Here is a 13198-nt window from a genome sequence, read left to right as displayed (position 1 = left end):
AGTTCATTTAAAAAAGATTTTTAATAATAAACTTAATGGCTAATTGCTTAAATTTACTAATAACATTTACAAACTAAGTTATATTTACTTACATAACTTATATGGTCTAAAATACGCAAACCATAATTTATAATTCATAATTAAAAAAGAATGCCTTTATTTCAAACCATACAATTTAACGAAACTACCAAAATCTTAATTTGGCAAATAACCGAATCTTTAGAGGAGTTATTGAGTAAAGTAGTTTTAAAAGAAAAGACACAACTTCGCCTAAATGGTATGAAGTCACAAATGCATCAGCGTGCTTTTTTGAGCGTTCGTATGTTAATACAGGAAATGGGTTTTACAGATCATGAATTGCATTATGACGAGTTTGGGAAACCCTATTTTGATTGTCATAATTATATTTCTATCACACATTCGCACGATTTTGCTGCTATAATAATCAGCGATGAAACAGTTGGAATCGACATGGAATTGCAACGCGAAAAAATCCTAAGAATCGCCGACAAATTCGTAGATACTGAAAACAGTTATTTATCCCTAAACTCCGGAACAGATAATATTGCCGACTATATCAGGGAACTTACCATAATATGGGGCGCAAAAGAAGCGATCTTTAAAATTAGAAATGAAAAAGGAATCAGTTTTAAAGATCATATTCGTATCGATGCTTTTTCACTAGACCAAAATCAAACCGAAGCCAGTCTTCATTTTAATGACTTGGTAATAGAATTTAATGTGCATTATAAGGAGATGAAATCTGATATTTCAGGGCAGAATTTTACTTTAGTTTATGCTTTTGAGAAATAAAGTTTTTAAAATTCCAATAAATAAATTCCAAATTCCAAACTCGTCGAGTTAGGTAAAACACAATCTTGTCATTTCGACCGAAGGGAGAAATCACACTAGAAACTCCATTCCTAAAATCGCCAATCTTTGTCGAACTGCTTGTGTGATTTCTCCCTTAGGTCGAAATGGACATAAATGAATTTAGATTAAATTTTATAAAGAAGCTTCCGCCATCTTTTGTCGATGTTCAAACATACTCACAAATAAAAAAGTTCCCATTTTTCGGGCTCGACGTTTCAGCGTTTCTACATTTTCATCTTCAAAATGTTCGTCCAAAGTCTGAGCCCAATAGTTAAGCCAAATTCCAAATTCGTTCGAAGTAATTTTGCTTTCAAAATGCGCATCAACTTCATTGTGTACCGCATGCGGATTGCCTTTGTATTTTTTGACGGCAAATAGATTAGTTTCCCAAAAGTCGGTTAGCTTTTCCAGATGAGCATCCCAGTCTTTGATCATTGTATTAAAATAAAAACCAATTTCTTCATCGGCTCTTATTTTAGCATAGAACTGATGTACTAGAAATTCGACATCAGTTCTATTTTTTATTTGCTTTTTCATAGTACAAAACTATTCAGAAATATAAGTAAAACGCTTAATAAAGCACTTAAAATAATAAGATTAAAAACTACTTTATGTTTCATTTGTGCCAAAATTGAAGTGTTGGCAAATACACAAGCTAAAACAATAATTGTCAGTTGTATCATTTGTCCAATAGAAGTTCCATTTGAAAGAATATACATTGCAGCGGCGCCACCTAAACAGCTTTGACCAATTACAGCCATTGCTGCAGAACCCATATAGTTTTTATTGAAATTTTCGAATGTTGTTTGATATAGTGTCATGATATTGAGATTTTTATACTACAAAGGTACATGCACAATACGGCTCCATTTTATGATTAAAATCATAAAACAAGAACTATTTTATCGGTATACTTTCCTGTTTATAATCTTCAAAACACCTTTTTTCTCCAGAGCTTTTATAGTTCTAATCACAGTTTCAACCCGTAAACCGGTTAAATCTCCAATTTGCTGTCTTGTAAAGCTGATGAGGTAACCGTTTTCGTCTTTCTTAAAATTAAAATAAGCAATTCCGTGATCGATTAATTTCAAAACACGATGTTCGGGTTCTTGTGTAGACATTTCGGCTGCCATAACCGATTTATAATACAAACGTTGTGCTAAATTTTCGATGATCTTAATACTAATGGCAGAGTTTTCTTCGAGTAATTTCATAAAGCTGTCTTTAGGCAGCAGTAACACTTCTGAATCTTCTACAGCGATGGCATTAGCAGGATATTTTTGATTTAAGAATAAAGGAGGTTCTCCAAAAGACTGTTCCTTATAAAAGATTCCCTGAATAAATTCGCGGGCATCGTCATTATAATTGCTCATTTTGATCTCACCGTAAACAATTTGGTAATAATGCGTTGGAATATTTCCTTCTTCAAAAACAGTTTCGTTTTTAGCAAAAAACTTCTTCAGAGCACCATATTTTTCCAGTAAATCAATTGCAATCATAATTTTGTTTCTTGGTTATCAAAAGATATAACACAAATATAATTATTCAAAATAGTTCTTCTACACTAAAAAACTTTTACTTTTACGGCGATTATGCAGCAAAAATTACTCAATATCCATCAACAAATTTTAAAGGCTAAAAAAGAAGGGCAAAAATTACTCGCTATACTTTTGGATCCGGATAAAATTGTTTGGGAAAATTTAGATCATTTATTACAGAAGATAAACCAATCTCCTGCAACACATATTTTTGTTGGAGGAAGTATTGTAGAGTCAACAATATTGGAAGATCTGATAGCACAATTAAAACAAAATACCAATTTGCCCGTTGTGATATTCCCTGGAAATCCATCTCAGATTTCACCTGATGCCGATGCTATTTTGTTCTTGTCCTTATTGTCTGGCCGCAATCCTGATTATTTAATAGAATATCAGGTTCAGGCGGCACCAATTCTTAAAAAAACCAATCTCGAAGTGATTTCAACCGGTTATATTTTAATCGAAAGTGGGAATGAAACTGCCGTTGCACGTGTTAGTAAAACAAAGCCGCTTAGTAGGGAAGATTTAGATTTGGCTTTGGCAACTGCACAGGCAGGAGAAATGTTAGGAAATAAATTAATCTATTTAGAGGCTGGAAGCGGAGCAAAGAATGCAGTTCCGTTGGAAATGATACAGTTAATTGCTCAAAATATTAATATTCCTGTTATTGTTGGAGGAGGAATTGTAGATTTGCACGGAATTCAAAAAGCATACAATGCCGGTGCCGATTTAGTAGTTATAGGAACTGCTTTTGAAAACGACAATCATTTTTTTGAATTATAAGAATGCAACCAAAAACAACCAAAACAAAAGACCAAAATGTTTGATTTTTTTCTCGATAGTTACAAAAATGCACCGTTATGGCATATTGCTTTAGAATTTTTAGTTTTTGTTTGCGGAATTTTGAGTGTTTGGTTTGCTAAAAAAGAAAATATTTGGGTGTATCCTACAGGATTAATCGCTACAGTAATTTCAGTATATCTTTTGTATATAGCGGGTTATATAGGTGATATGATTATTAATGGGTATTTCTCTGTTATGAGTATTTATGGCTGGTATGTTTGGGCAAAAGGCGGAACGACAGAGGATAATTTGCCAATTACACGTACGAATCTTAATGAAAAATTAATCGGAATCGGACTGTTTGTAGTGACTGTTTTTGTAGTTTTCGGAATTTATAAATATTTTGATTACGAAATCAAAAACGACAATTATGTAGACATGATTTCGTCAGGAATATTTTTTGCAGGAATGTGGTATATGGCCAAGAAAAAAATCGAAAACTGGACACTTTGGATTATTGGTGATATTATTGTAGTACCTCTTTATGCTTATCGTGGCTTAGGGATGTTGTCACTTCAATATTTAATTTTTACAATTTTGGCTATTTCAGCTTATTTAGAATGGAGAAAGATCTTAGACAGCAAAAAACAGCTATCATAAAAATTGCTTTATTTGGTCCTGAAAGTACAGGAAAAACCACATTAGCAAAACAACTTGCAGAATATTACGAAACTGAATGGGTTCCTGAGTTTGCGCGCGACTACTTGCAGGAAAAATGGGAAGAAAATCAGCATATTTGTGTGGCTGATGATATGTTGCCTATTGCATATGGGCAGGTTGCATTAGAAAACGAAAAACTTACTACGGCAAATAAATATTTGTTTTGTGATACTAATTTAATGGTTACCAAAGTGTTTTCTGAAATGTACTATGGTTTCTGTGATCCGCTTTTAAACGAAGCGGCTTTAGAGCATGAATACGACTTATTTTTTCTGACAGATATTGATGTTCCTTGGGAAAAAGACGACATTAGAGATACTCCTGATGGTAGAGAAAGTGTATTTTCGGTTTTTAAACAAACATTGGTTAATACCAAAAAGCCTTTTATAACACTTTCCGGAGATAAAGAAAGTCGATTGGTAAAAGCTACTGCTATTATCAATGATTTGGCGATTGCAAAACAAGAAGGCATTTCGTCAACAGATTTTGTTCAAATATACAATCACGGAATTTCTATTGATAAGATTTTAAATCAGCTGCAAATTTTTAGAAGCGGAATTCTGAAAAGTAACTTAATTAGTCCTGCGACAATCAATAACGGAATTTTAAGTTTATCAGAAGCTGAATTGGAAGAAAAAGCTACTTTTTTTGATCTGCAAAAAGATAAACTAAGACTAAAAAAGTTTGTTCCGGCTTCGGGTGCTGCAAGCAGAATGTTTAAGTTTTTAAGTTCTTTTTTGAATGATTTTGATATTAAAAAAGAAACTATAAACGCCTATATCAACAGAAAAAAAGACAGTGATTTGTCCATTTTTATTGTTGCAATGGATAAATTTCCTTTTTTTGAAACTATTGATAAAAAGCTCAAAGAAATTTATCCGGATTTTGAAACTTTAGGAAGAGATTATAAAAACTACTACTTTATAAAAACTTTACTGTCTTCGGATTATTTTGATTTTGCAAATAAACCAAAAGCAGTATTGCCCTTTCATCAATATAAAAATCACATTGCAAATCCCATAGAAGAGCATTTGAATGAATGTGCGCATTATGCTACATCAAATCAAGTTTCTAATTTGCATTTTACAGTTTCTGAAGCACATCAGAGTTTGTTTGAGAATGAAGTTGAAATTCTTAAAGGAAAAGTAGAAGAGAAATCGGGAATAAAAATTAGTATTGGATATTCTTATCAAAATAAAAGCACAGATTCTATTTGTGTGGACAGCAAAAATATTCCTATTCGGGATAAAAATGAGCATTTGGTTTTTAGGCCTGGTGGGCACGGCGCATTAATTGAGAATTTAAATGAATTGGATTCAGATATTATTTTTATAAAAAATATCGATAATGTAATTCAGAATCATATTGATAAAATTGCTTTGTACAAAAAAGCATTAGCAGGAGTTTTAATCGAAGTGCAACAAAAGATTTTTAGTTATTTGAACGTTATTGAAAAACAAGAAATAAAAGAAAATAACATAGAAGAGATTATTTCCTTTTTATTGCAAAAGCTAAATATTGAGATGAGTCCTGACTTTAATAAATTTACTTTTGAAAATAAAGTCAATAAAATTAAGGATTTGCTAAATAAGCCAATTCGCGTTTGCGGAATGGTGAAAAATGAAGGAGAACCTGGCGGAGGACCATTTTGGGTAATGAATGATAAAGGATCAATTTCCTTGCAGATTGTAGAAGCTTCACAAGTAGATTTGACAAATAAACAGCAACAGGAAATTCTAGCATCGGCAACTCATTTTAATCCGGTTGATTTAGTTTGTGGAATTAGGAATTATAAGAATCAAAAATTTGATTTATTGCAATTCACAGATCAAAAAGCGGGTTTTATTGTCGAAAAAAGTGTAGACGGTAAAATAGTAAAAAGCTATGAATTACCGGGGTTATGGAACGGTGCAATGGCAAATTGGTTAACTATTTTTATAGCAGTTCCATTAATTACTTTTAATCCGGTAAAAACAGTAAACGATTTATTAAAACCAGCGCATCAGCCACAATAATGGATATAGATAAAATCATTTCAGAGTTAAGTTTTAAAGCTGTCAGAAGTAGCGGTGCAGGTGGACAAAACGTGAATAAAGTTTCCTCAAAAGTGGTTTTGACTTTTGATATAAATACTTCTCAGGCTTTATCTGAAGAAGAAAAATTGCTTTTATTGACAAATATTGCATCACGTTTAACAACCGAAAATAGTCTAATTTTAAATTGTGACGAAGACAGAAGTCAGCTTAAAAATAAAGATATTGTTGTAAAACGTTTTCTGGAAATCATCAAAAAAGGATTGTTTGTTCCTAAAATTCGTAAAGCGACTAAGATTCCAAAATCAGTAATTAAAAAACGAATCAAAGACAAAAAGAATATTTCTGAGATTAAGCAATCTCGCAGGAAACCTAACTTGGATTAAATTCCAAAAAGTCAAACTCCAATTTGAAAAACATAAATTAGAGTTTATTTTTGAAATTCCCATTTTGATTGTTATTGATATTGCCATTTGCAATTTTTAACATTACATTTGCACTGTCTCAAAGGGGTGCTCTAAATAACGAGCTGAGATCATACCCAAAGAACCTGAGCGAGTAATGTCGCTAAGGGAAAAAACGACAAATTTCTAGCGTGCACGCTATATTTTGCCGTGAAACATTTATTAATTTAACAAAAGAATAATTCCCCCTTTTATTTGTAATTTTTTTACAGATGAAAACTATTATTAAAGGTGCTTTTATAGGTACAAAGGTTCAAAGTTACAAAGGTTCAAAGTTGAACCAAAAATCTATTTTCTTTCTTCTATTTTCTTTCTTCTATTCTCTTTCTTCTATTTCGCAAACACAAGATTCAACTAAGGTTAATAAGCTTGATGATGTCTTAGTTTCTGCGGTTCGGGTTACTACAAAAACTCCGGTTTCTTTTAGTAATCTGGATAAAAAAGATATTAAATATCGAAATCTGGGTCAGGATATTCCAATTCTAATGAATTATTTGCCATCAGTTGTAACAACTTCTGATGCAGGGAATGGTTTTGGTTATACCGGAATCAGAGTGCGTGGTAGTGATGCCACGAGAGTTAACGTTACTATAAACGGAATTCCGTATAATGATGCAGAAAGTCAGGGAACATTTTGGGTAAACATGCCTGATTTTGTTTCTTCTGTAGAGAGTTTACAATTGCAGCGCGGTGTTGGAACTTCTACCAATGGTTCTTCTGCTTTTGGTGCAAGTTTGAATATGTTAACAGATAATTATGCTTCTAAGGCAAATGGAGAAATTTCAAGTTCATACGGAAGTTTCAATTCTAACAAAAATACCGTAAAATTTAGCACAGGTTTATTAAACGATCATTTTGAGTTGGCTGGACGTTTATCAACTTTAAAATCTGATGGTTATATAGACAGAGCAAGTTCTGATTTAAAATCATATTTCCTGCAAGGAACTTATGTTGGTAAAACCACTTTGATAAAAGCATTGGTTTTTGGCGGAACGGAGAAAACATACCAATCGTGGAACGGAATTGATACTGAAACTTTAAATAGTGATCGCACCTATAATTCCGCAGGAAAGTATACGGATGAGTCAGGAAATATTCGCTTTTATAATAATGAAACCGATAATTACCAACAAGATCATTATCAATTGCATTGGAATGAATCTTTTTCGGATAAATGGAGCACAAACTTAGCTTTACATTATACAAAAGGAAAAGGATATTACGAAAATTATAAATATAATGAGCCAGTTGCAGGCTATGGACCAATTCAGCCTACCAAAATGGTTGAAAATGATTTAGGTGAACTAGTACCGGGAACTGATTTAATACGTCAAAAATGGTTGGATAATGATTTTTACGGAACAACTTTTTCTGTGAAATATAAAGATGAAAAGTTTGATGCGATCCTTGGCGGAGGCTGGAACAAATATGAAGGTGATCATTATGGAAAAGTAATCTGGGCAAGATTTTCTGCTCAATCAGAATTAGGAGATCATTATTATGATGATTTTTCGACAAAAACAGATGGGAATATTTTCGCGAAAGCAAATTATCAATTCACAGAAAAATTAAGCTTTTATGGAGATTTACAATATCGAAATGTAAAGTATAAAGCCAATAGTGCCGAAACGGGTTTGGTTGATGATAACTTTAATTTCTTTAACCCAAAGGCAGGTTTAAACTACGAAATCAATCAAAAAAGCACACTTTACTTTTCTTATGCCAGAGCGAACCGTGAACCAAATAGAACAGATTACGAAGGCGGAAATGCTAAACCTGAAAAATTAAATGATTTTGAATTAGGGTGGAGATTCAATTCAGAGAAATTTCAATTGACTTCAAACGTGTATTATATGGGATACAAAGATCAATTGATTTTGACGGGAAGATTAGATGATGTTGGGTCGCCAATTCGCGCTAATAGTGAAAAAAGTTACCGTTTAGGATTTGAAGTAGATGCGACCGTAAAGCTTTCGGAGAAATTTATTCTTCGTCCAAACTTCACTTTAAGCAGTAATAAAAATGTTGATTTAGCAGTTGATGGTCAAAATTACGGAACAACAGATATTGCGTATTCTCCGTCGGTTATTGCAGGAAATATTATTGTGTATAGCCCGATTCAAAGTGTACATATCTCGTTATTACAAAAATATGTTGGAGAACAATATATGAATAATATTGAATTGCCGGCAGCAAAACTAGCTGATTATTTTGTAAACGATTTGAACGTTTCGTATGAAATAAAACCTAAATCAATTTTCAAATCCATAATGATTACTGGTTTAGTAAATAATATTCTGGATAAAAAGTATGTTTCAAACGGATATATGTGGGATGTTTATCCATATTATTATCCTCAGGCGGGAATTAATTTTCTTGCCGGATTGACTTTGAAATTCTAAAAGATTTCTTCAAAATAAAAAGCCTGAAAATTTAAAACTTTCAGGCTTTTTTTATTTTAGTTATAAACGTGAATTACAGTTCCTGTAACTTCTACACGATATTGTTTCAAAGGATATTCCTTACCTCCAAGTCCGGTAAATAAACTGTAAGAAGATTTATCGCAGGAACAAACAGCATTAATGCCATCAATTGTCATAGCCACACACCCAGTTATAGGTTGATTTGGGCAAGCTGCATCAAATGCATTATAGCCGCTTCCGGCATTAAAAATAATAATTCCTTTTGCTCCATAATTAGGAATGATAACACCATTGCTTACAAATTTAAGATTTGAATAAGCTGGTAAATTCATATCTACAGACAGATTAACAGAATAATTAGGAATATTTGGGTTTTTATTGCTTTTGTTGTTGTCACTACAAGAGAAGAGCAAAGAAACAAACACGATTATGAGCCAGATTTTTTTCATTATTTTAATAAGAATTAGTGAAACAAAAATAAATTATTTAGGTTTGAAATTTATATGATTAACATATAATTATGTACTATTAAAAATAATAGTATATTTGTAATACAGAATCCCGTCCCGATGGGATTTTTTGTATTTATATAAACGATGAAGTTATGAGTAAAGTATCTTATTATACAGCAGAAGGATTAAAAAAGTTGAAAGATGAGTTGGAGCATTTAAAAAGTGTAATGCGTCCTAAGGCATCTCAAGATATAGCAGAAGCAAGAGACAAAGGTGATTTATCTGAAAACGCCGAGTATGATGCAGCAAAAGAAGCACAAGGTTTGTTAGAAATGAGGATTAATAAAATGGAAGAAGTGTATTCTAATGCAAGATTAATTGATGAATCACAATTAGATGTTTCAAAAGCATTGGTGCTTTCTAACGTGAAAATTAAGAATCAAAGCAACGGAATGGAAATGAAATATACACTTGTTGCTGAAAGTGAAGCAGATCTAAAAACTGGAAAAATCTCAGTAACTTCTCCTATTGGAAAAGGTTTACTTGGGAAATCAGTTGGTGAAGTTGCAGAAATCACAGTTCCAAATGGAGTTTTAAAGTTCGAAATATTAGAAATTACAAGAGACTAAATAGTTTAACCGTCTATTTGTTTAATCGGTTAACCGATTAAACGATTGACCAAATTAACGATTATACAATGAGCATATTTACCAAAATAGTAAACGGAGAAATTCCTTCTTATAAAGTTGCAGAAGACGATAATTATTTGGCTTTTTTAGATGTAAATCCAAATGCTAAAGGACACACACTTTGTATTCCGAAACAAGAAATCGATAAGATTTTTGATATGGATGATGAACTGTATTTAGGGCTAATGAAATTTTCTAAGAAAGTTGCAATTGCTTTAGAGAAAACAGTTCCTTGCAAAAGAGTAGGAATGGCAGTAGTTGGATTAGAAGTTCCTCATGCACACGTACATTTGATTCCATTAAACCATATGGATGAAATGCGTTTTCATAATAAAGTATCGCTTTCTAAAGAAGAATTTGAGGCTTTGGCTAAAAGTATTCAGGCGAATTTATAAAATACAGATAGGTTTTGACTTCGCTCAACCTGACAAAAAAATATTAAAAGTGCAGTAAAGTGATTTACTGCATTTTTTTATTTAGTGAAATCTGAAATGTAGTTCCTTTTCCAATTTCAGAATGTAAAACTTTTATTTTTCCACGATGATATTCTTCAACAATTCTTTTAGTTAAGGAAAGTCCCAATCCCCAACCGCGTTTTTTGGTCGTGAAACCAGGCTCAAAAATGGTTTTGAATTGTTTTTTAGCAATTCCGGTTCCTGAATCTTTTACATTTATTTTTACGTGATGCGCATCTTGTTCAATTTGAAGGTCTAATGTTCCTTTTCCTTTCATGGCATCAATGGCGTTTTTTACTAAATTTTCGATAGTCCAACTGTGTAAGGTTGGGTTTATCATCACAAAAATGGGTTCTTCCGGAGCGCGATAAGAAAAAGCAACCTGCTTAGAAAAACGGGATTGCAAATATTCATACGTATTCATGGTTTCGGCAATAATATCATGTTCTTCTAAAACAGGAACAGATCCAATCTTAGAAAAACGATCCGTGATAGTCTGTAACCGCTCAATATCTTTTTGTATTTCTAATGTTATCGATGGATCAATATCTTCCGTTTTTAAGATTTCAACCCAACCAATTAAAGAAGATAAAGGTGTTCCGATTTGATGTGCAGTTTCCTTTGCCATACCTGCCCAAAGTTTGTTTTGAGTCGCCATTTTAGTGCTTCTGTAGAAGATATAAATCAAAGCTCCAAACAAAAAGATAATCAATAATAAAGCAACAGGATAATATTTGAGTTTATTCAATAATGCCGAATTTCCATAATAAACTTCCTGACGTCTTCCAGGGGCAAAATCAATAATAATAGGCTCATTCTCGCTTTTCAAATTTTTCAGATAAGACATTGATTTTGCATCATCAGCGAGAACTTCGTCAGGAACATTGACAGAACTAATAACCTTATCATACATCGTTAACATCACTGGTACCGAAGTATTATTGTTTAAAATGTCGAGCGGAAGATCTAAGTCGGTGTTTTCATCGGCATTAACTAATGTCTTTTGAGCATTTGCCCAAAGATTCATTTTAAGTCTTTCCTCATTTTTAAAAATTTGAAAAAAAGTATAAGTATTCCAGAGAATCAAAGAAATGATTAAAAAGGAAATCGAAACAATGATCCAACGGGTTGTATTTCTTCTTTCGGAAAAAAGCATAAATTATTTTTTGTGGTATAAATATAACGAAATAAACACATTTAATATTTTACAGAGTCTTTAAAGATTTTTTTGTTTTTATGTCCAAAAGTATTTCATTGGGATAAACGATTTCTCTACTTTTGTAGTTGCCGAAACGAGATTCGGTTAAAAAGAAAAAATATGATTAGCATCGATCCTAAAGAGATATCAACGGCAAAATTGCATGGTTATTTACAGAGTGCTGTCGGGCCAAGACCAATTGCATTTGCTAGTACATTAAGTGCAAAAGGAATCCCGAATTTGTCGCCATTTAGTTTCTTTAATGTGTTCAGTGCCAATCCGCCAATATTGGTTTTTTCGCCGGCACGTCGTGTGCGTGATAATACCGTAAAACATACTTTAATTAATGCCGAAGCGACTCGTGAAGTAGTGATTAATGTGGTAAATTATGATTTGGTACAACAAACATCATTAGCCAGTACTGAATATGGAGAAGGTGTTAACGAATTTATAAAAGCAGGATTAACACAAATTCCGTCAGATATTGTAAAACCATATCGTGTAAAAGAGTCTCCAGTGCAGTTTGAATGCAAAATCACACAGATAATTCCTTTGGGAACAGAAGGAGGGGCAGGGAATTTGATTCTTTGTGAAGTCGTTAAAATGCATATTCATGAAGCTGTTTTAGATGAAAATGGAGCAATCGATCAACATAAGATAGACTTAGTTTCAAGATTAGGAGGTAATTGGTATTCAAGGTCAAATCAAGGACTTTTTGAAGTGCCAAAACCATTGACAACACTAGGGGTTGGTGTAGATGTGATTCCGAATTATATCAAAGAAAGTCCCGTATTTGATGGAAATGATCTTGGAAAATTAGGTAACATAGAAGCCTTGCCTACAACGGAAGAAGTTAGTATATTTGTGAAAGAAAATTTTTCAGTGAAAGGAGTTTTGAGCTCAGACGATCAGGAAAAAATACATTTAGAAGCCAAAAAATATCTGAATAAAGATGATATTTCATCGGCTTGGAAAGTGCTTTTAGCTAAGAAATAAGAAAAGAAACAATAATTAATATAGAAGAAGATGGAAGTTACAGGAAAAGTAAAAGTGGTTAACCCAGAGCAACAAGTTAGTGCTGCATTCAAAAAAAGAGAGTTGGTTGTTACCACAGATGAGCAGTATCCACAGCATATTTTGATCGAATTTACACAAGATAAATGCGATTTATTAAGTAGCTACAAACAAGGAGAGGCAGTAAAAGTTTCTATTAATTTAAGAGGAAGAGAATGGGTTAATCCACAAGGAGAAACCAGATATTTCAATAGTATTCAAGGTTGGAGAATCGAAAGACTGGCACCAGAAGGTCCTGGACAAACACCAGCAATGCCTGCTGCAGAAGCTTTTGCTCCGGCAACTAATGTAAACGATGACGAACCGGACGATTTACCTTTCTAAACGTTTAAAAACCAAAAAATAAATTCCAAATTCCAATTCATGAAATATGCAATTGGAGTTTGGAATTTTTTGTATTAGAAACTCAACGCATTTTATGTCATTTCGACCTAAGGGAGAAATCACACACGAAACTCGTCAAAGAATGTCGACAATTGTTGTAGATCAACTAGTG

General features: G+C 32.7%; 15 protein-coding genes. 10 read left to right on the top strand and 5 right to left on the bottom strand.

Features of this window, described 5'->3' with window-relative positions:
• Positions 1 to 150 precede the first annotated feature (150 nt).
• Entirely contained in the window at positions 151 to 813 is a 663-nt protein-coding gene (locus EAH81_RS13400; RefSeq protein WP_140507858.1) for a 4'-phosphopantetheinyl transferase family protein, read from the top strand.
• 192 nt (positions 814 to 1005) lie between these two features.
• Here EAH81_RS13400 and EAH81_RS13395 read toward each other — a convergent pair whose 3' ends face one another.
• From EAH81_RS13395 to EAH81_RS13385, 3 genes are all read right to left on the bottom strand, one after another.
• Positions 1006 to 1410: a group III truncated hemoglobin gene (locus EAH81_RS13395; RefSeq protein ID WP_140507856.1), complete on the bottom strand. Its 405-nt coding sequence runs from the start codon at positions 1408 to 1410 to the stop codon at positions 1006 to 1008.
• Positions 1407 to 1694 carry a hypothetical protein gene (locus EAH81_RS13390; RefSeq protein ID WP_140507853.1) on the bottom strand — a complete coding sequence of 96 codons (288 nt, stop codon included), beginning with the start codon at positions 1692 to 1694 and terminating at the stop codon, positions 1407 to 1409. Before EAH81_RS13390 ends, EAH81_RS13395 begins: the two co-directional genes overlap by 4 nt.
• Before the next feature lie 81 nt (positions 1695 to 1775).
• Positions 1776 to 2372 (bottom strand): Crp/Fnr family transcriptional regulator, encoded by a 597-nt coding sequence (locus EAH81_RS13385; RefSeq protein ID WP_140507851.1) that lies wholly within the window; start codon positions 2370 to 2372, stop codon positions 1776 to 1778.
• A 93-nt stretch (positions 2373 to 2465) separates the two neighbouring features.
• Between EAH81_RS13385 and EAH81_RS13380 the strand changes: the two genes are divergently transcribed.
• From EAH81_RS13380 to EAH81_RS13360, 5 genes are all read left to right on the top strand, one after another.
• Positions 2466 to 3194 (top strand): geranylgeranylglyceryl/heptaprenylglyceryl phosphate synthase, encoded by a 729-nt coding sequence (locus EAH81_RS13380; RefSeq protein WP_140507849.1) that lies wholly within the window; start codon positions 2466 to 2468, stop codon positions 3192 to 3194.
• Between the two features lie 36 nt (positions 3195 to 3230).
• Entirely contained in the window at positions 3231 to 3854 is a 624-nt protein-coding gene (pnuC, locus tag EAH81_RS13375; RefSeq protein WP_140507847.1) for a nicotinamide riboside transporter PnuC, read from the top strand.
• Positions 3815 to 5929, top strand: coding sequence for a DUF4301 family protein (locus EAH81_RS13370; RefSeq protein ID WP_140507844.1), 2115 nt, complete (start codon positions 3815 to 3817; stop codon positions 5927 to 5929). The genes pnuC and EAH81_RS13370 overlap by 40 nt, the downstream gene beginning before the upstream one ends.
• A complete protein-coding gene (arfB, locus tag EAH81_RS13365; RefSeq protein ID WP_140507842.1) occupies positions 5929 to 6333 on the top strand; it encodes an alternative ribosome rescue aminoacyl-tRNA hydrolase ArfB in 405 nt (134 codons plus the stop codon). The genes EAH81_RS13370 and arfB overlap by 1 nt, the downstream gene beginning before the upstream one ends.
• Before the next feature lie 290 nt (positions 6334 to 6623).
• Entirely contained in the window at positions 6624 to 8813 is a 2190-nt protein-coding gene (locus EAH81_RS13360; protein WP_140507839.1) for a TonB-dependent receptor, read from the top strand.
• Positions 8814 to 8869: 56 nt separating this feature from the next.
• On the opposite strand, the gene EAH81_RS13355 is transcribed toward EAH81_RS13360, so the two are convergent.
• Entirely contained in the window at positions 8870 to 9283 is a 414-nt protein-coding gene (locus EAH81_RS13355; RefSeq protein WP_140507837.1) for a Rieske (2Fe-2S) protein, read from the bottom strand.
• A 155-nt stretch (positions 9284 to 9438) separates the two neighbouring features.
• On the opposite strand from EAH81_RS13355, the gene greA reads away from it, so the two are divergent.
• Both greA and EAH81_RS13345 read left to right on the top strand, forming a co-directional pair.
• On the top strand, positions 9439 to 9915 hold the full coding sequence (gene greA / locus EAH81_RS13350) for a transcription elongation factor GreA (RefSeq protein ID WP_140507835.1): 477 nt from the start codon (positions 9439 to 9441) through the stop codon (positions 9913 to 9915).
• Between the two features lie 68 nt (positions 9916 to 9983).
• On the top strand, positions 9984 to 10370 hold the full coding sequence (locus EAH81_RS13345; protein ID WP_140507833.1) for an HIT family protein: 387 nt from the start codon (positions 9984 to 9986) through the stop codon (positions 10368 to 10370).
• Between the two features lie 64 nt (positions 10371 to 10434).
• Here the strand turns inward: EAH81_RS13345 and EAH81_RS13340 are convergent, their stop codons facing one another.
• The gene (locus EAH81_RS13340) at positions 10435 to 11586 is read right to left on the bottom strand and encodes a sensor histidine kinase (protein WP_140507831.1); all 1152 of its coding nucleotides are present in this window, start codon (positions 11584 to 11586) and stop codon (positions 10435 to 10437) included.
• 162 nt (positions 11587 to 11748) lie between these two features.
• Here EAH81_RS13340 and EAH81_RS13335 point away from each other — a divergent pair, with 162 nt between their 5' ends.
• The gene (locus tag EAH81_RS13335; protein ID WP_140507829.1) at positions 11749 to 12624 is read left to right on the top strand and encodes a flavin reductase family protein; all 876 of its coding nucleotides are present in this window, start codon (positions 11749 to 11751) and stop codon (positions 12622 to 12624) included.
• Positions 12625 to 12654: 30 nt separating this feature from the next.
• Positions 12655 to 13026 carry a DUF3127 domain-containing protein gene (locus tag EAH81_RS13330; RefSeq protein WP_140507826.1) on the top strand — a complete coding sequence of 124 codons (372 nt, stop codon included), beginning with the start codon at positions 12655 to 12657 and terminating at the stop codon, positions 13024 to 13026.
• The last annotated feature ends 172 nt before the right edge of the window (positions 13027 to 13198 follow it).

The sequence above is a fragment of the Flavobacterium pectinovorum genome, assembly GCF_006438875.1.
Taxonomy (GTDB): Bacteria; Bacteroidota; Bacteroidia; order Flavobacteriales; family Flavobacteriaceae; genus Flavobacterium; species Flavobacterium pectinovorum_A.
Note: the sequence above shows the minus strand (reverse complement) of the source record. Positions and strands in the feature narration are given on the sequence as shown.

What these genes read in the sequence shown, in the direction of transcription:
- EAH81_RS13400 (WP_140507858.1), top strand. Translation starts at nt 151, where the DNA reads ATGCCTTTATTTCAAACCATACAATTTAACGAAACTACCAAAATCTTA.
- EAH81_RS13395 (WP_140507856.1), bottom strand. Translation starts at nt 1,410, where the DNA reads ATGAAAAAGCAAATAAAAAATAGAACTGATGTCGAATTTCTAGTACAT.
- EAH81_RS13390 (WP_140507853.1), bottom strand. Translation starts at nt 1,694, where the DNA reads ATGACACTATATCAAACAACATTCGAAAATTTCAATAAAAACTATATG.
- EAH81_RS13385 (WP_140507851.1), bottom strand. Translation starts at nt 2,372, where the DNA reads ATGATTGCAATTGATTTACTGGAAAAATATGGTGCTCTGAAGAAGTTT.
- EAH81_RS13380 (WP_140507849.1), top strand. Translation starts at nt 2,466, where the DNA reads ATGCAGCAAAAATTACTCAATATCCATCAACAAATTTTAAAGGCTAAA.
- pnuC (WP_140507847.1), top strand. Translation starts at nt 3,231, where the DNA reads ATGTTTGATTTTTTTCTCGATAGTTACAAAAATGCACCGTTATGGCAT.
- EAH81_RS13370 (WP_140507844.1), top strand. Translation starts at nt 3,815, where the DNA reads ATGGAGAAAGATCTTAGACAGCAAAAAACAGCTATCATAAAAATTGCT.
- arfB (WP_140507842.1), top strand. Translation starts at nt 5,929, where the DNA reads ATGGATATAGATAAAATCATTTCAGAGTTAAGTTTTAAAGCTGTCAGA.
- EAH81_RS13360 (WP_140507839.1), top strand. Translation starts at nt 6,624, where the DNA reads ATGAAAACTATTATTAAAGGTGCTTTTATAGGTACAAAGGTTCAAAGT.
- EAH81_RS13355 (WP_140507837.1), bottom strand. Translation starts at nt 9,283, where the DNA reads ATGAAAAAAATCTGGCTCATAATCGTGTTTGTTTCTTTGCTCTTCTCT.
- greA (WP_140507835.1), top strand. Translation starts at nt 9,439, where the DNA reads ATGAGTAAAGTATCTTATTATACAGCAGAAGGATTAAAAAAGTTGAAA.
- EAH81_RS13345 (WP_140507833.1), top strand. Translation starts at nt 9,984, where the DNA reads ATGAGCATATTTACCAAAATAGTAAACGGAGAAATTCCTTCTTATAAA.
- EAH81_RS13340 (WP_140507831.1), bottom strand. Translation starts at nt 11,586, where the DNA reads ATGCTTTTTTCCGAAAGAAGAAATACAACCCGTTGGATCATTGTTTCG.
- EAH81_RS13335 (WP_140507829.1), top strand. Translation starts at nt 11,749, where the DNA reads ATGATTAGCATCGATCCTAAAGAGATATCAACGGCAAAATTGCATGGT.
- EAH81_RS13330 (WP_140507826.1), top strand. Translation starts at nt 12,655, where the DNA reads ATGGAAGTTACAGGAAAAGTAAAAGTGGTTAACCCAGAGCAACAAGTT.